We start from the raw sequence: 17,003 nt of genomic DNA on the forward strand, positions 1-17,003 counted from the left end.
CCTCTGCCGCTAAGGCTTCAATACCAATTTGCCGATCGTCTGTCTTCCTTGCAGCAATTTATGCACTTCTGCCGCTTCTTCTAACGGATAGGTTCCGCCGATTGTCAGCTCCAACTGGCCGTTCTTCATGTATTCCAGCAATTCCTTGAAACTCTGTTGATAAAGTTCAGGTTTCCGCATAATTTGCGGCAGGAAAAAGCCGATGACAGATTGGTTTCTTTTCATTAACTGCCCCGGATGGAAACTTGCTTGTTCACCGCTTGCCGCACCGAAAATAACCAGCCGCCCAAAAGGTGCAAGGCATTTTACGGTTTGGTTGAACACTTCGCCGCCGACCATTTCCAAAGCGACGTCTACGCCTTTTCCACCGGTAATTTCCTTGATTTTGTCAACCCAGCCTTCCTCAGAATAATTCACCAGATCAGTAGCTCCCATTTTTTCTGCATGTGCCAATTTTTCCTCTGTACTGGCTGTCGCAATGATTTTCCCTGCTCCGAAAATTTTAGCCAGTTGGACAGCAATCGCTCCCACTCCCCCTGCCGCCGCATGGATCAAAACGGTTTCTCCTGTTTCCAAACGGCCCATCGTTTTTAACACATGGTAAGCGCTCAAGCCTTGCAAAGGCAATGCCACTGCCTGTTCAAAATCGACATCGTCCGGAACAGGCGTTAAAATCCGTTCATCGACAGCGACGTATTCCGAATAGCCATGCGATTCAATCAAAGCGACGACGCGCATTCCTTCTTTGAAATGTTTGACTTCCGCACCAACAGCAGCAATCACCCCTGCCACTTCTGAACCGGGCACATAAGGCAGCTTGGTCGGTACAACGTATTTCCCTTCACGACGTGCTGTATCTGCATAATTGACGCCAATGGCTTTGACCTCTATTAAGACTTCATTTGCTGCCGGCTCCGGTTTTTCTGTTTCCACCCATTCAAGAACTTCCGGCCCGCCGTACTGCTCAAACTTGATCTGTTTCAAAAAATTTCCCCCTTATGAGATATACTGTTCTGCTTCCAACATCTTCCCGGCAATGCTCCGCTTCGTCTGAATGCCGCACGAGCGCTGCAAACGGCTAAGTTCCCCAGTAACCATCAAGACATAATCATGTACCGTCTTTTCGGAAACGGTCGCTTGCATCATTTTGCGTGCCGCCATCTCCACTTCAAGAAGCGAGTCGTCGATCAACGCTTTTGTTAAATCCACCTTTAAAGCATGCTTTTCTTCCCCATCCCGCGCTATAGCTTTTGCTGTACGCAAAACTGCCGATTCTGCTGCGTATAAATGCAAACCGATATCCGCCAATTTCATCAGCACTTCCTGCTCTTCGCTCATGCTTGGACCATAATTTTTAAAAGCGAGTCCTGTACATAGCAAGAACACTCTCCGCATCGCATGCACCGCTTCAATTTCCCGGGAAATAATGCCGATTGACCCCACTTTAGGCGCTCGAATTTCTGCTACCGCCTGTTTGATCAATTCTTCTAAATCAACCTGTCCCTTACCATACGCTTTTAGCAAATTCCCTGGAATCATAAGGCGGTTGACTTCATTGGTCCCTTCGAATATCCGGTTAATGCGGGAATCCCTGTACATCTGTTCAATTTTATATTCTTTGATAAATCCATAGCCTCCGTGCAGCTGGAGGGCTTCATCCGCTACATAATCCAGCGTTTCAGATCCATAGACTTTGCAAACTGCACATTCAGTGGCATATTCCATCAAGCGCTTCGCGGTCAATGCGGTATCAGGTGAATCGTATAAATCGCCTAATGCCTCTTCCAAATATCCAGCCGTCCGGTATTGCAGCGATTCAGATGCATAAATCCGGATTGCCATATCTGCAATTTTTTCTTGAGTGGCTGTAAATTCTGCAATCGCCTTGCCAAATTGCCGGCGTTCTTTCGTATATTTCAAGGCCAGTTCCAAACCATATTTTGCCGCGCCCATTGTGGCAGACCCCAAATTATAGCGTCCCAGATTCAATACATTCAATGCAATGACATGTCCTTTTCCAATCTCACCCAATAAATTCTCGACAGGGACTTCGCAATCTTCGAATATCACGGCCCGCGTCGAAGATCCTTTGATGCCCATTTTCTGTTCTTCTGCACCTAGCGATAACCCCGGAAAATCCTTTTCGACGATAAACGCGGTGAAATGCTTGCCATCCACTTTTGCATAAACGATAAAAGTATCGGAAAATGCCGCATTAGTGATGAACATTTTGGTGCCATTCAATAGATAATGGCTGCCTGCATCATTTAACTTAGCGACCGTCTGAGCCGCTAAAGCATCAGATCCCGCATTCGGTTCTGTCAGGCAGTAAGCGCCGATATATTCACCTGAAGCGAGTTTCGGCAAATACTTCCTCTTCTGTTCTTCGCTGCCGAAATAAGTGATCGGCAACGTTGCGATGCAAGTATGGTTGGAGTGGGCAACCCCGTATCCTCCAGCTGGGCCGAGCACTTCTCCGACCAACCCTTTGCTGATTTTATCCAAACCGAGGCCTTCGTATTTTTCAGGAATACTGTGAGCCAACAATCCAAGTTCACCCGCCTTCCGAAGAAGCGATTGAACCAATTCAAAATCCTGGCTTTCAATTTCTTCATTGACTGGCCGAACTTTGCTTTCTAGAAAACGCTTCGCGGTTTTGGCAATCATTTTATGCTCTTCTGTAAAATCTTCTGGCGTAAAAACCGTTTCCGCTTCGGAAGGCTGGTACAGAAAACTTGCTCCTCGGTAAGTGATTGTGTGTCTATCCATCGAAATCGCTCCTTTTATTATTTTGGGCAGTGGCCATCGCATGTTGCATTAGGCTCTTCACAAACTCTCCGAAGTGGGCAAAACGGGGATCTTTCGTCTGTCCGTTCCGGTAACGGTAATAGATCTGCTGGCAAATGACTGCCAGTTTGAAATAAGCAAACGTCAAATAGAAATGCATCGCTGAAACATCCCGGCCGCTTTTTTCTGCATAGCGCCGGATAAATTCTTGGCGTGTATAAAAGCCTGGCAGCACCGTTACTGGAGCTTTGCCAAATCCTTTTTTCAACAGTTCGGGATCATCCTTTTCAATCCAATAGCCCATCGCCGCTCCTAAATCAGCGAGCGGGTCGCCAACTGTCGTCATTTCCCAGTCGAATAAGCCGGTGATTTTTGTGAAATCATCTGAAAACAGTGCATTGTTGAGCTTGAAATCGTAGTGAATGACGGTGGGAGCAGGAGATAGTGGCATATGTGCCTGCATCCACTCTGCTAATGCCTCCACTTCCGGAATGTCATCGGTTTTTGACCGTTCATAACGCTGAGTCCAGCCCGATACTTGGCGTTCCATGAAGCCATCGGGTTTAGCCAGTTCTGCGAGTGACGTTTTTGTATAGTCAATGGCGTGCAATTCTACGAGCATATCGACCATCAGCTCTGAAATTTTTTTACCCAGTTCTTCCGACGGCTCCATTCCTTCCGGAAACTCCGTATCGATCACTTGGCCATGCCGTCTCTCCATGATAAAAAAAGGGCTGCCGACTATCGCTTCGTCATCCGAAAAAACAAAAGGTTTCGGCGCTGCAGGGAATACTTCATGCAAAGAAGAAAGAATGCGGAATTCCCGTTCCATATCATGGGCTTTCGGCGCCAAGGGACCGAGCGGCGGCCTGCGCAGCACCGCTTCCCAATTGCCTATTGACAGTGCATAAGTCAAATTGGAGTGGCCAGCGCCGAATTGTTGGATTTCCAACTCGCCTTCCTGCAACCCATCGATATGCGTGTGGAGAAATTCTGAGAGTTTTGCACGGTCCAGCTCTTCACCGGACCTGACTTGGATCACGCCGTTTTCGTGTTTTGCCATTAGACTCCCTCCTCCAGATGTTTCTCCAGCAGGCTGCGGATGTCGTCCGGCAAACTTTCACTTTTCTGGGTTTCAAAATTGAAATGGACAGCACTTGCGTCCCCTTTAGCGATCAATTGGCCGGTATTTGCATCTTCTATCCGATGAACGATTGAAAAACTTGAGTTGCCGATTTTACTAACTGCAGAAATTACTTTCAATTGCTGATTGAAAAAGCCTTGACTGATAAAATCGCATTTGGCTGAGGCCATAATGACTTTCCATTTCGCGATATCCATATCAAATCCCAACGCTTTAAAAAACTCGATGCGGGCTTCTTCCAAATAGATAAAATAGCTGATATTGCTAATATGTCCAAGTGCATCTGTTTCACTAAACCGCACTTTCACTGCCAATTCATGCGCCACAGTTCTCCATCTCCCTATTTGTTTTGAAATGCGGGCTTTCTTTTTTCGATAAATGCCCGGACCCCTTCTTTTGCATCTTCGGTTTGGAAGACTTTCTCAAAATAGGCCGCTTCAAGATTAGTGCCTTCTTCGAGTGGAAGTTCCAGTCCTTTATCAACCGCTTGCTTGATGAACGTTAAAGCTGGCATAGAAGATCGGCCAAACCGCTTCGCCATTTTTTTGGCTATCTCCATGCCTTCCCCACTTGGAACAACGCGATTGACCAAGCCGATTCTCTCAGCTTTTTCGGCTGTCACCGGCTCACCTGTGAACATCATTTCTTTCGCTCTCGCTTCACCAATCAAGCGCGGCAAACGCTGGGTCCCCCCGCCGCCTGGAAAAAGGCCAAGTGTGATTTCCGGCAAGCCGATCTGAACATGTTCTTCTGCAATCCGAATGTCGCAGCACAGCACCAATTCACAGCCGCCGCCTAACGTAAGCCCGTTCAGCATCGCAATCACCGGCTTTTCAAATTGGTCGATCCGGTGCAAAATCGCATGCGTTTCCAGGAAAGTCTCTTGAATGCCCGTTTGTCCTATCAGCAGCGGAAACTCTTTAATATCCGCCCCGGCCGCAAACACCTTTTCGCCTTGTCCGGTTAAAATAACTGCATTGACCTCCTCATCCACCCCAAGTCCGGCGAATACTTCGTCAAGTTCTTTAAATACTTGGTTGCTGATGACATTCATCGGCGGATTATCAATTGTGATAATGGCATAGCCCTCTGTTTTCTCTACTTGTAAAACTGCTGTCATGGCGCTTCGACTCCCTTTTCCCCATAATCGTAAAATCCTTTTCCAGTTTTTCTGCCGAGCTCTCCAGCCTTTACTTTCTCTTCGATAAACGCAGGGGGCTTATCTTCTGGATTGCCGCTTTCCGCATATTGCTGCTGCATAACGTAATAAGCAACGTCAAGCCCCGACAAATCCATCAATTCGAATGGGCCGATTGGATGCCGCAGCGCTTTTTTGATGACTAAATCGATTTCTTTAAAGTCGGCAATGCCTTCTTCATATAAATGCATCGCTTCTTTTTGCAATGCCCCCAAAATCCGGTTTGCTACAAATCCGGAAATCTCTTTCCGCAGCAAGACGCCCGTCCGCCCAATTTTTTCACAAACTGCCATGGCTGTTTGGGCCGTTTCTTCTGAAGTTTTTTCACTCATGACCACTTCAACGCAATCCATGACAAGCGGCGGGAAAAAGAAATGCATATTGCATACTTTTTCCGGACGAGTTGTTGCTTCTGCAATTAATGAATTGACGATTGTTGAACTATTCGAAGCAAGAATCGCGTGTTTCGGTGCAATTTCATCTAATTGCTTGAAGATCTCGCGCTTCACTTCCAACTTTTCAACGGCAGCTTCAATGACATAATCTGCATCACTTGCCGCTTTTTTTAAATCTGTAGTAATCGATAGCCTGCCAAAAGCTTCTGCTTTTTGCTGCTCAGTAATTTTCCCCTTTCGTACCCACTGCCCCATTAACATGTCCAAGCCGCTTTCCGCTTTCGCCAACGCTTCTTCTTTCAAATCCTGAAGGGCCGTTTGATATCCGCCCAAAGCGCATAACATGGCAATTTGATGGCCCATTTGGCCAGCACCGACTACGCAGATTTTATTGATATGAAGATTTTCCACTTGCTCATCCCCTTTTGGTTAGTGCGTAATCCCATTTAAAATTAAATCACTGTATATTTCAGCCAGGCTTTCAGCAGATACTTCTCCAGCCGGATTGAACCATTGATAGCTCCAATTGGTAATGCCAAGCACTGCAAAAGCCGTCATATCAGGCTTTATGTCCTTTCGGAATTCGCCTTCTTCAATCCCTTCGGTGAGCAGGTTTTCAATATTGATCCGAAACTCTTCGCGCTTCGCTTTTACAGCTCCTGCGTTGTCCTCTGCCAAATGGCGCATTTCCCTAAAAAACACTCTGCCGCTCGGACCGTGATCTTTAATATCGGCGATGAGGAGCTGCACCATTTGTTTGAGCTTTTGCTGATTGCTCGCAGCAGTTTTATGTATAGCCGCTTGGCGCTCAAGCAAATCGTCGATATATCCTAAATGGATGTCCATTAGCAATTGCTCTTTGCTGGAGAAATAATAGTAGAAAGTTCCTTTCGTTACTCCGATGGCTTCCACAATATCTTGAATGGAGGTTTCACTGAATCCTTTCCTTTCAAATAGCAGAATGCTTTCTTCAATGATTTTTTCTTTCATGCTATTTCCTCACAATCTCTGATCGGCTTTCCTTACAGCACATGCATGCCTCCATCAACAACAACCACATCGCCCGTAATGTAATCCGAAGCTTTAGAGGCTAAGAATAACGCTGCGCCTTTCAAGTCCTCTTCTGTGCCAAAACGGTTTAGCGGTGTCTGATCAAGCAAACGATCGCCTCCCTGTTCAATTAAAACCTTCGACATTTTCGTCGGGAAAAATCCTGGCGCTAATGCGTTGACGTTAATATTGAACTGGCCCCATTTCGCTGCTAAATCTTTCGTAAAAGTGATGACTGCTCCTTTACTTGTGTTGTAGCCGATTGTATCCATCAATCTCGGGTCGATTCCGCCTAGCCCGGCAACGGATGCGATGTTGATGATTTTCCCGCTGCCTTGTTTGATCATCGTTTCGCCCACTTCCCGGCTCATCAAAAATGTTCCGGTAACGTTAACGTTCATGACTTTCTCCCAAGCATCCAGCGGCATTTCAAGTACAGGCGCTCCCCAAGTAGCACCTGAATTATTGACTAAAATATCAATTGAGCCGAATTCTTCCAAAGTTTTTTGAACCACATTTTTAACATCTTCCGGATTTGTCACATCGCATGCCAAGGCCAATGATTTCACGCCTTTTTCTTTTAACTTTTCGCTGATTTCTTTACAAGCTTCGACTTTCCGTGAACAGACCACTACATTGGCGCCTGCTTCCGCAAAGCCTTCGGCGATTTGTGCGCCTAATCCTCTTCCTCCCCCAGTTACGATTGCCGTTTTCCCATCCAGCTTAAAAAGATCCATTACATTCATTCCATTTCCCCCTTATTTTATACTAACTAGTTAGTATGTTCAGAATACTTAAATTTATGGTAACGTTTTCATTTTAATAAAGCAAGATGCAGAAAAGGTTAACTAAAAGAAGAAAAGCCGATGCATGCAGATTTCTGCTCGCTACCGGCTCTTCCTTCTCATTTGTCTGATGTTTTATCTTGATCTTGCTTCTGATCTTCAGCAACTTTGTCCGCTTTCTTGAACTCCTCTTGGTAATGCACTTCCTGAGCTGCTTTTACGTTCAGTTCCTTGTCCGCCAACTTTTCATGCGGCTGTTTTTCTTCTGCCATAATTACTGCTCCTTTCTGGATGTGAATTATTATTTCTTTTCCCGGTCTATTTCGGTCTAAACCACAGAAACGATATGACTCGCCGGCAAGACTTCAAATACGGTAAAATGAAAGAATATAATCCAAAAAGAAAGGAGGTGTCCTATGTTAAAACGTTTAGCCATCACCGGCTATAAACAGCATGAGCTCGGGATATTCGATGACAAAAACCCAGGAATCCGTTTTATTAAAAAAGCGCTGGAAAACCAATTGCGCGTACTTATCGACGAAGGATTGGAATGGGTCATCATCAGCGGGCAGCTTGGCGTGGAGACTTGGGCGGCCGAAGTGGTGTTGGACTTAAAGGAAGAATTCCCTGATTTGAAATATGCGGTGCTTACGCCTTTTCTCGATCAGGAAAAAAGATGGAACGAAGCGAAACAAGAGAAATACCAGATGATTCTTGAAATGGCTGACTTCCATCGCAGTTTAACGAACCGCCCTTACGAGGCGCCGTGGCAATTCATTGAGAAAAATAAATTCTTCCTCCGCAACTCGGATGGCATGCTGATTGTCTACGACGAAGAAATGGACGGCTCTCCGAAGTTCACTAAAAAAGAAGCCGAGAGCTATGCTGAAAAAAATGATTATCAAGTTTTCACCATTACAGCGGACGACTTAAGAGTTGTTGCAGAAGAAGAACAAATGAATGAATGGGAATAAGTTTGAATACTTCAACATGCAGCCGCTAGGTTGACGAAGGTGACGAACTTCGATACCCTTAATAACTATGCTATACAAAAGATCAAAGGAGGAATTATGAAGAAAGCTTCAAGAGTATTCTATATCACATTCGCATTAGTCATTTTAACTGTATTATCCGGTGTATTTGCACCTGAAATTTTTGAAAAAGTCACAGGCAACATACGGACATTTATCGGCACCAATTTCGGCTGGTATTATTTGACGCTGATGGCGTTGCTTCTGATCTTTGTATTTGTCATTGTTATCAGCCCCTACGGAAAAATACGGTTGGGGAAAGATACCGACCGTCCCGAATTCTCTACTCTTTCATGGATTTCCATGCTGTTTTCTGCCGGAATGGGGATCGGCCTTGTATTTTACGGCGCTTCAGAACCGCTCAGCCATTTTGCAATTCAACCCGCAACTGCTGAAGTCGGAACAGATGCCGCTTTTAAAGAAGGATTGGAACGCACTTATTACCATTGGGGAATCCATGTATGGGCGATGTACGGGCTCATTGCATTATCACTCGCCTTTTTCCAGTTCCGAAAAGGAGAACCTGCGTTAATTTCATCAACACTGAAGCCGATTTTCGGCAAGAAAATGGAAGGTCCACTTGGAACCTTAGTTGACGTTCTTGCTGTTTTCGCTACCGTTTTCGGCGTAGCGACTTCCCTCGGCTTTGGCGCTGCTCAAATTAACGGCGGATTGACCTATCTTTTCGGTGCGCCGGATGAACCGTGGTTCCAACTTCTGATTATCGCCGTCGTGACTGTTTTGTTTGTCATTTCGGCTTGGTCCGGGCTTAATAAAGGGATTAAATACCTGTCCAATACCAATATGGTGCTGGCTGTTATTCTGTTAATCCTAGTTCTTGTGCTGGGTCCGACTTTGCTCATTTTAAATTTGTTCACCGAGACATTCGGCCATTACATCCAGAATTTGATCAGCTTGAGCTTCCAATCAGCACCGCTTGATGCGGAAAACCGCTCATGGCTAAATGACTGGACCATTTTCTACTGGGCTTGGTGGATTTCTTGGGCGCCTTTCGTCAGTATGTTCATCGCCCGAGTTTCAAAAGGCCGGACTATCCGGGAGTTCCTGATTGGCGTGGTGTTAGTGCCAACCATCTTCGGTTCTTTCTGGTTTGCAGCATTCGGTACGACGGCCATCGATATCCAGAAAAGTGGAATTGATTTGACCGGCTTCCCGACGGAACAGACCTTATTTGCGATGTTCAGTGAAATGCCGCTTGGCTTTGTTATGTCCCTATTTGCAATTTTGCTCGTCAGTACATTCTTCATCACTTCTGCTGACTCAGCAACATTCGTACTCGGCATGCAATCGACGAACGGCTCGCTGCTTCCAAGCAACCAGATCAAAGTTCTTTGGGGCATTGCACAATCGCTGGTTGCCGCAATCCTACTATCAGTTGGCGGATTGACAGCTGTCCAAAATACGATTATTGTCGCCGCATTGCCTTTCTCTGTCGTCATGATTCTCATGGTCATCGCCTTATTCAAGGCATTGAATGCGGAATTGAAACTTCCTAAACCCAAAAAATAATGTGAAGCGCCTTCCTTAATAGGAAGGCGTTTTTTGCATAGTAGTTGGTGGATACGGGTATAGCACGAATGGAGAAGCGCCATCGCCTTTTAGGATGGCCATTAATTGCAAGATCAATTTAACGGAGGTGTTTCAGCCATGGAAGAACAAACGCGCACGATTATCCAAGGCTCATTGAATGCATTGCTCGAAAGCGATAAATTTTTACCCGAACTTCAAGGACAAATGAGGAAACAGGCTTTCACTTCATTGAGCGCTATCCTTTCTACGCCGAATAAAATCCACAAATCGTTCTTGCGCATCCCATTAGACGATGGAAGCGTAGTCCGAATCCCTGCTTTTCGCGTCCATCACAACGACGCGCTCGGACCGTATAAAGGCGGGATCCGTTTTCATGAAAGCGTCAATGAAGATGAAGTCATCAACTTGGCTTTTCTGATGACTTTGAAAAACGCCTTGCACAATGTGCCGTTCGGAGGCGGCAAAGGCGGAATCGTCATTAACCCCCGCGAGTATTCCGAAAAGGAATTAAACCTGATCTGCCGGAAATACGTCCGCTATTTTTCAGATGAGATCGGACCGGATAAAGACATCCCAGCCCCTGATGTCGGTTCTGGAGAACGCGAAATGGACTGGATGATGGCCGAGTTCAAAAAAGTCCATTATGGCCAAGCCTATCTTGGCAGTTTCACAGGAAAAAGTGTTGCTAACGGCGGGTCGCTGGGGCGCAGAGAAGCAACAGGGAAAGGCGTCTATTTCACTTTCCGCTATTTGATGAATGATTATTTAAAAGCCAATGAACAAATGCTTGCTAGCTCGGATAATGTGTTTGCGGCGACTGCACTGGCGCATGCGAACCGGCCCCTCACAATGGCAGTCCAAGGATTCGGGAACGTAGGATCCGTGGCAGCGCTTGAAGCTTACAAAAGCACCGAAATCCAAAACCGCATTGTGGCAGTAAGCGACCGAAATGTGACACTCTATAACGAAGAAGGCTTGGATATTCCAGCTTTGATCGAATTTACAGCGGGTAATCGCGGAGACTTGCCGTCTACCCCAGCACAATTGGATCAGGCGACTATCAAAGCAGAAATAAGAGGCCGTGATGAGCTGCTTACCTTGCCAGTTGATGTCTTACTGCTTGCTGCTCTTGAAAACCAAATCCATAAAGAGAATATGAAAGACATCCAGGCAAAAATCATTATCGAAGGCGCGAACGCCCCAACCACACAAGAAGCGGATGAATACTTGAGCAATCAAGGCGTTATCATCATTCCGGATATTTTAGCCAATGCCGGCGGTGTGATTGTTTCTTACTTTGAATGGCTGCAAGGCCGGGAGACGCAATTTTATACAGAAGCGGAAGTTTACCGCCTCTTGCTCGAAAAGATGAAAGAAACGATGGATGCCATTTATCCGCAATTTTTCGGCGATCCGTTCCCCCTTCGGCAGAATTGCTACATCCATTCGGTAAAGAAACTTTCAACCGTGCTTTATCGCCAAGGAAAACTTTACTAAAAATGATAAAACCGCTGCAGCCTTCAATCGGCTTCAGCGGTTTTCTTTTTTTCTGCGATTCGGCGGTTATGGGAAATGGAATAAGCGTCTTTTCGAAAGTTTAAAATTGCATCTTCAGAACAGCGAATCCCTTCAGCCATCACGGTCGGATCGAATTTCATAACATCCAGCTGCTCCACTATTCCTTCAATGCTTAAATGCCCCACTATTATTCGCTGGCGCTCCTTCGGCCATTCGATTGTCGGGTCGTCTGTTGGATCTTCCGCCTCCCCAATAACCACAGCCAACTGGAAACCAGCGGTCCCTGCCTTTACGCGCGCTTCGATTTCCTGCTCATAATAACCTGCAGGGATTTCCGCGAGATCTTTAGCTTCTAAAGTTTCTACTCCGGAATCCGGTATCCATTCATACTTGATGGGTGTCCGCTTGCCTTCTCGATTCAAAAAATAAAATGCGTGAATGGAGTAGTAAATTCCGGTCGCAAAGCTGACAGGTGCATGCATCTTTTTGAGAATCTTGATAGCGGCCCGGCTCTCCGGATATTTAATCAGCAGTTTTGCCAATTCCCGCAAAGGGGGCTTCCCGTCTTTAAATGATTTGACCACTCCGAGCATTTCCGTGAAGACAGACGGAGTCCGTGCTAAAAATATGGGTGCATTGACGCCGACAATATTTGTCGCTTCACCGTTCGGCAATTTAAATTGGACAGCCATCCCTTTGACCGGCGACAGGATATCCGTCCATTCGGGATTCGGTGAACTGTGGGAAAAGCGGACAAATGCTTCTGCCTCACCTTTTTGAAGATGCGGAGCAGTGGTCAACCCTTCTGCATTTCCGTTGGCTGTAAACTTTGCTTTGTAAATGACGCCGCGTGCGTGTGCACGGCGGTAAAGCGGGTGTTCCCCGAATACGCGTTCAATCCGATTAACGGCCACTTCGGCCAATTGCGGTTTTTCCATACCCTCACCCCTTTTATTCGATATACCCAAATAAGCTTAGTTTTAAAAATAACGGGAATACAAAAAGAACAAAAACTTAAGGAGGAATTTATTAATGGACTTTAAACACGAAAATAACCGCTTCACGGTCATGAAAGACTCAGAAGAATTGGGATTCATTTCGTATATTCCAGATGGTGATGTGCTCACAGTCGACCATACTGAAGTTTCACCAAAGCTTGAAGGCCAAGGGGTCGGCAAACAGCTTGTTGAACAAGTCGTCCAATATGCGCGGCAAGAAGGAAAGAAAATCGATCCTCAATGCCCATTCGCACAAGGAGTCATCGAAAAAACAGCTGATTTCCAAGACGTTGTTGTAAAATAATCCGAAACATCCGTGAAAGCGGTTGTTTTTGTTTTGTCTTAAGAAACCCGGGAACAGTAAAAGAAAAGTGTTAAAAAGGAGATGGCATCATGGACACCTCTCTTGAAGAAACAATAGCGAAATTTGCGCAGCCTTTTGATTCCACAGATAACTTGTCGCCAATTTTAGAAGCAATTGGCGATGCCAAAATCGTGATGCTCGGTGAAGCAAGCCATGGCACTTCTGAATTCTATAAAGTGCGAGCCGAACTATCAAAAAGACTGATCGAGGAAAAAGGCTTTACGTTAATTGCCGTTGAAGGTGATTGGCCATCTGCCCAACAAGTCAACCGTTATATTAAAGGCTTTAAAGAAGAGAAAAAAGAGGCACGGGAAATTGTCAAATCGTTTACCCGCTGGCCAACTTGGATGTGGGCAAATGAAGAGATGGCCGACTTTATTGGCTGGCTGAAAGCACACAATAGCCGGAATGAGCAGAAAACAGGCTTTTATGGCATCGATATCTACAGTCTTTGGGAGTCGATGGAAGAAGTCATCCATTATTTGACTCATACCAATCCTTCCGGCGGTGATTTGGAATTAGCTAAAAAAGCTTTTTCCTGTTTTGAGCCATTTAACCGGGAACCTGAAAATTATGCAATTTCCTACGCAAGCTTTTCTACTGTCTGCGTTGAGGAAGTTTCCAAGCTCCTCTCCTCCATCCGCTCGAACGAAGAGCTTTATAAAGATGATTGGGAAAATGATTTAAATTTGAAGATCAATGCGCTCGTCACAAAAAATGCAGAAGACTATTACCGGGCCATGGTCCAAAGCGGAGAAGTATCCTGGAATATCCGCGACGAACATATGGTGGAAGCAATCAATGAAATCCGTGATTACCACGGCCGCGATGCCAAAATCATTATTTGGGAACACAATACCCATATCGGAGACGCTCGGGCGACGGATATGAAAAATGACGGCATGATCAATGTCGGACAGGTTCTCCGTGAACAGAACCGCCCGGAGGACGTTTTCGCATTAGGATTTGGAACTTATACCGGCAGCGTTATCGCCTCAGAAGCTTGGGGAGCACCCCATCAAATCATGGAAGTTCCGCCAGCCCGGATCCATTCATGGGAAGAGCTGTTTCACCGTACCGGCGCAGGCGACCAATTCGTCATTTTTAATGATCAGAATCGGAAAGCTTTTGATCAATGGGCTGGGCATCGTGCGATTGGCGTCGTTTACCATCCCGAATTTGAAGCACGCGGAAATTATGTCCCCAGCAAATTATCGACACGTTATGATGCGTTTATTTATATTGAAAATACAACAGCATTGTCCCCTATCCGAGTAGAAAATACGGTGCTGTAGAAAAAGGCAGACTTTGCGTCTGCCTTTTTTTATGAAATTTGCATCCACAGAAAACTTTTCTGCCTTTTCAAAGGTAATACATATAAGAACGTTTATAACGGACGGAAAGGAGTGATTTCAAGCGATGGACAACAAAGGAGCGGTGGATAAAGCAAGTTTCCAAGAACTCTATCAAAAACATGCAAATTTTGCCATCCGTACTGCCCTTGCAATTACCCGCAACCCGGAAATCGCGAAAGATGCCGTCCAGGAAACCTTTATACGTGTTTACCGCCATCTTTCTTCGTATGATGCTAGTTTGCCGTTTGAACCTTGGCTTTATCGCATATTAGTAAACGAATGCAATCGGATGTTAAAGAAAGAATCGAAAATGCCTGCTTACCACCATCCCGATTTAGAGAATGATGAGCGGATTTCCTCACCTTCCGGCAGCCATGCAGCAGATTTGGTCGAAACCATTCAAAGTATGGAAGATCTTTACCGCATTCCATTGATTTTGAAATACATTAAGGGCTTCAGTGAGAAAGAGATTGCGGAGATTTTGGAGCTAAATCAAAATACCGTCAAATCCCGCCTTTTCAAAGGACGCCAGAACTTGCGCCAACTGCTGGAAATAGCGGAACAGGAGGCTGAATTGGATGAAAAATATAGATGATCGAGCAAAAAAGGCATTAATGGACAAGACTTCTGAAGCCGGTCAACTGGAACAGGAAATTTGGAACCGTTTAGAAGACGAACTGTTTGCAGAACCGCAGACAGCCGCAAGGAAGGTGAAAAGCATGAAAAAGAAAATGCTTCCACTCATAATTGCAGCCGCCGGGATATTAATTGCTTTCAGTTTTCAAACTGAAACAGGCATGGCTTTGATTGACCGGATTAAGGAAATGTTTGTGCCCGAAAAAGAAGTAGTCCAAAGCATTGAAGGAATGGATGAAGAAACCAATGTCCAATTAAATGAAGGCAAAAATGCGGAATACGTCATCTACATCGATGAAGAACGCTATAAAATGATTAAAGGCGAAGGCGACCGGCCCGATGTGATTACGACGAAAGAAGAATTGCCCGAGAACTTCCCTGAAGTATCCATGACCATCGAACAAATTCCAGATACTGCTCCTGACACACTGGTCAGCCAGTACGAAGAAGAATTAACACTTGAATTCCCAGACCTTCGCCCAGTCGAACAAGTGACAGAACCTGTAGAAGGCTACCAATTGCACGGCATTCAAAACGGCGGACAGAAATGGGACGATGAAGTGGTCCATGCCTATGTCATCAGCAACGGAAAAGGAGGCAGTTTCGTCATTACTGAACGTTATTTCCTGGAAGCAGCTGAAGGACACGGCGCCCGCTTTTACGCCATGCTCCAAGAATTCCAGATTTTAGAGTAACCAAAAATGCACCACTAGAAACCATTGTAAAAAGGCGGCAAGGAATTTTTCCTTGCCGCCTTTTTAATCGATTTTACAGTTCGCTTGCCGATGAATTGAGCGAGTAAAGGTAATTCCAGTTGTCCGCCTTGAAAAGCGCATGGAATGTGATTTTTTCTCCTGTTCCCAATGTCACCACTTCTTGTTCGATGGCCACTACCATCGCAATTGCACCGTTATCCAGATTCAGATAAACATCGCCAATAGAAGGTTTGATAGCGTTTTGTTCACGCAATTTTTCTTCCAATTGAGCGTCTTCTTCTTTCTGGCTTTGCGTCACTTTTGATTGGTCGAAATAGCTAATGTCTGTACTCCCCGGCTCTTCACCCGGAACCATGACGAAGAATTCACGCGCCTTCACTGTGTTTTGGCGCGTCGTGATGACATTCTTGCCCTCTACAGATTCAACTTTTTCAAATTCATTCAACGAATAATGGTCCATATAATCCGGATCCGGCTTCACAATGAAGATATATCCGCCTTCTTCGGCAACAACGTCTTCCCGAAGTGTATACTTTGTCCCTAAAAATAGGAACGAATCCAGATGTTTCGGTTTGTAGAAAGTTGCCTCTTCGGCTTTGCATGCTACTTGTTCCATATCTTTAAGACGGAACATCAGCACCGATTTTTTCGCTAGCGGTTTAACCGAATACACCTTGTGAAGCTCGTTGTTGTAATAAACCAATTGCCCTTTTCGTACTTGTAATAATTTCATTTTTCGCCCTCCGATACTATCATGCTATGGGGTTCATTCTAGAGGAAACTATAGCAGAAGTCTATGCATTCACTCGATTTGTCCAGCTTCCTGTGGTATAACGGGAACAACAAGCGAAAAAGGAAGTGCCCACATGGAGTATGAAAACCGTGATGAGTTGATCATCAAGAAATACCAGCAAGATGAAAATATGATGATCCAATTATTCGTGCAATGGTGCACAAACCACCAACTCGACCCGATGGCCCTTTATCAAAAAGCCTATCCTTATCAAGAAAAGAACGCTGCGCTCCTAACAGCCGTCGAAGAAGCCAATGCCGAAACCGCCGATATTGAAATCAGCAATGAAACGATGTTGGAAGTCTTGCAACTGTTCGGCAATGACGACCTCGCATTTGTCGTCGTCGAAGAAATGGAACGGATGCCCAAAAAATAAAAGATCGAGCGCTTAGGCACTTGATCTTTTATTTTCTTTGTTTCCGAAGTTGTTTCGCTTTGTTTTCGATGTGGCTGGTCCGCAGGTTTTCATAGCGGTTTGATGCGACATTGCTATAAATTCCGTCAAAATCTTTTTCTTTGACCGGTTCTTCCACTTCTTCCTTTGCACCTTCTTCGGCCAACAATTCTTCTTCACGTTTTTCTTCCATGATTTATCTTCCTTTCGTCCCCTAAGCTTTCTTTATCCATTTTCCCTGAGCAAGACCTTGTTAAACGCAAAGAAAACGGACATCTAAAAGACGTC

Annotated in this window: 19 protein-coding genes and 1 pseudogene; 8 read left to right on the plus strand and 12 right to left on the minus strand. The window is 45.4% G+C overall.

Annotation, left to right across the window (positions count from 1 at the left end; translation table 11 throughout):
- Positions 1 to 9 precede the first annotated feature (9 nt).
- From NFU07_RS10270 to NFU07_RS10310, 9 genes are all read right to left on the minus strand, one after another.
- A complete protein-coding gene (locus NFU07_RS10270) occupies positions 10 to 984 on the minus strand; it encodes a quinone oxidoreductase family protein (protein ID WP_251477692.1) in 975 nt (324 codons plus the stop codon).
- A 12-nt stretch (positions 985 to 996) separates the two neighbouring features.
- The gene (locus NFU07_RS10275; RefSeq protein ID WP_251477696.1) at positions 997 to 2,769 is read right to left on the minus strand and encodes an acyl-CoA dehydrogenase family protein; all 1,773 of its coding nucleotides are present in this window, start codon (positions 2,767 to 2,769) and stop codon (positions 997 to 999) included.
- On the minus strand, positions 2,762 to 3,850 hold the full coding sequence (locus tag NFU07_RS10280) for a phosphotransferase family protein (RefSeq protein ID WP_251477699.1): 1,089 nt from the start codon (positions 3,848 to 3,850) through the stop codon (positions 2,762 to 2,764). The genes NFU07_RS10275 and NFU07_RS10280 overlap by 8 nt, the downstream gene beginning before the upstream one ends.
- On the minus strand, positions 3,850 to 4,257 hold the full coding sequence (locus NFU07_RS10285) for an acyl-CoA thioesterase (RefSeq protein ID WP_251477702.1): 408 nt from the start codon (positions 4,255 to 4,257) through the stop codon (positions 3,850 to 3,852). Before NFU07_RS10285 ends, NFU07_RS10280 begins: the two co-directional genes overlap by 1 nt.
- Positions 4,258 to 4,271: 14 nt before the next feature.
- Positions 4,272 to 5,051: an enoyl-CoA hydratase gene (locus NFU07_RS10290; protein ID WP_251477705.1), complete on the minus strand. Its 780-nt coding sequence runs from the start codon at positions 5,049 to 5,051 to the stop codon at positions 4,272 to 4,274.
- Positions 5,048 to 5,935, minus strand: coding sequence for a 3-hydroxyacyl-CoA dehydrogenase family protein (locus NFU07_RS10295; protein WP_251477707.1), 888 nt, complete (start codon positions 5,933 to 5,935; stop codon positions 5,048 to 5,050). The genes NFU07_RS10290 and NFU07_RS10295 overlap by 4 nt, the downstream gene beginning before the upstream one ends.
- Positions 5,936 to 5,953: 18 nt before the next feature.
- A complete protein-coding gene (locus NFU07_RS10300) occupies positions 5,954 to 6,514 on the minus strand; it encodes a TetR/AcrR family transcriptional regulator (RefSeq protein WP_251477709.1) in 561 nt (186 codons plus the stop codon).
- A 32-nt stretch (positions 6,515 to 6,546) separates the two neighbouring features.
- Positions 6,547 to 7,320, minus strand: a complete 774-nt coding sequence (locus tag NFU07_RS10305; RefSeq protein WP_235198027.1) for an SDR family oxidoreductase — start codon at positions 7,318 to 7,320, stop codon at positions 6,547 to 6,549.
- A gap of 158 nt (positions 7,321 to 7,478) precedes the next feature.
- Positions 7,479 to 7,631: a YfhE family protein gene (locus NFU07_RS10310; RefSeq protein WP_251477712.1), complete on the minus strand. Its 153-nt coding sequence runs from the start codon at positions 7,629 to 7,631 to the stop codon at positions 7,479 to 7,481.
- A 144-nt stretch (positions 7,632 to 7,775) separates the two neighbouring features.
- On the opposite strand from NFU07_RS10310, the gene NFU07_RS10315 reads away from it, so the two are divergent.
- The 3 genes from NFU07_RS10315 to NFU07_RS10325 all read left to right on the plus strand — a co-directional run bounded on the left by NFU07_RS10315 (position 7,776) and on the right by NFU07_RS10325 (position 11,438).
- Positions 7,776 to 8,333, plus strand: coding sequence for an SLOG family protein (locus tag NFU07_RS10315; RefSeq protein ID WP_251477714.1), 558 nt, complete (start codon positions 7,776 to 7,778; stop codon positions 8,331 to 8,333).
- Positions 8,334 to 8,429: 96 nt separating this feature from the next.
- Positions 8,430 to 9,920, plus strand: a complete 1,491-nt coding sequence (locus tag NFU07_RS10320; protein WP_235198024.1) for a glycine betaine uptake BCCT transporter — start codon at positions 8,430 to 8,432, stop codon at positions 9,918 to 9,920.
- A 138-nt stretch (positions 9,921 to 10,058) separates the two neighbouring features.
- A complete protein-coding gene (locus NFU07_RS10325) occupies positions 10,059 to 11,438 on the plus strand; it encodes a Glu/Leu/Phe/Val family dehydrogenase (protein WP_251478241.1) in 1,380 nt (459 codons plus the stop codon).
- Positions 11,439 to 11,461: 23 nt separating this feature from the next.
- Here NFU07_RS10325 and NFU07_RS10330 read toward each other — a convergent pair whose 3' ends face one another.
- Positions 11,462 to 12,397, minus strand: a complete 936-nt coding sequence (locus tag NFU07_RS10330) for a catalase family peroxidase (RefSeq protein ID WP_251477715.1) — start codon at positions 12,395 to 12,397, stop codon at positions 11,462 to 11,464.
- Positions 12,398 to 12,479: 82 nt separating this feature from the next.
- Here NFU07_RS10330 and NFU07_RS10335 point away from each other — a divergent pair.
- The 4 genes and pseudogenes from NFU07_RS10335 to NFU07_RS10350 all read left to right on the plus strand — a co-directional run.
- Positions 12,480 to 12,761, plus strand: a pseudogene (locus NFU07_RS10335) (GNAT family N-acetyltransferase); the annotation flags it as partial.
- Positions 12,762 to 12,850: 89 nt separating this feature from the next.
- The gene (locus NFU07_RS10340; RefSeq protein WP_251477721.1) at positions 12,851 to 14,116 is read left to right on the plus strand and encodes an erythromycin esterase family protein; all 1,266 of its coding nucleotides are present in this window, start codon (positions 12,851 to 12,853) and stop codon (positions 14,114 to 14,116) included.
- A gap of 124 nt (positions 14,117 to 14,240) precedes the next feature.
- A complete protein-coding gene (locus NFU07_RS10345; protein ID WP_251477724.1) occupies positions 14,241 to 14,771 on the plus strand; it encodes an RNA polymerase sigma factor in 531 nt (176 codons plus the stop codon).
- Complete coding sequence (locus tag NFU07_RS10350) at positions 14,755 to 15,507, plus strand: hypothetical protein (protein ID WP_251477727.1); 753 nt, start codon at positions 14,755 to 14,757, stop codon at positions 15,505 to 15,507. The genes NFU07_RS10345 and NFU07_RS10350 overlap by 17 nt, the downstream gene beginning before the upstream one ends.
- Before the next feature lie 73 nt (positions 15,508 to 15,580).
- Here the strand turns inward: NFU07_RS10350 and NFU07_RS10355 are convergent, their stop codons facing one another.
- A complete protein-coding gene (locus NFU07_RS10355; protein ID WP_251477729.1) occupies positions 15,581 to 16,261 on the minus strand; it encodes a hypothetical protein in 681 nt (226 codons plus the stop codon).
- 133 nt (positions 16,262 to 16,394) lie between these two features.
- On the opposite strand from NFU07_RS10355, the gene NFU07_RS10360 reads away from it, so the two are divergent.
- Positions 16,395 to 16,697, plus strand: coding sequence for a hypothetical protein (locus NFU07_RS10360; RefSeq protein WP_251477732.1), 303 nt, complete (start codon positions 16,395 to 16,397; stop codon positions 16,695 to 16,697).
- A 28-nt stretch (positions 16,698 to 16,725) separates the two neighbouring features.
- On the opposite strand, the gene NFU07_RS10365 is transcribed toward NFU07_RS10360, so the two are convergent.
- The gene (locus NFU07_RS10365; protein ID WP_251477734.1) at positions 16,726 to 16,908 is read right to left on the minus strand and encodes a hypothetical protein; all 183 of its coding nucleotides are present in this window, start codon (positions 16,906 to 16,908) and stop codon (positions 16,726 to 16,728) included.
- Between the last annotated feature and the right edge of the window lie 95 nt (positions 16,909 to 17,003).

The sequence above is a fragment of the Planococcus sp. NCCP-2050 genome (genome assembly GCF_023708025.1).
In the GTDB taxonomy this organism is placed as follows: domain Bacteria; phylum Bacillota; class Bacilli; order Bacillales_A; family Planococcaceae; genus Planococcus.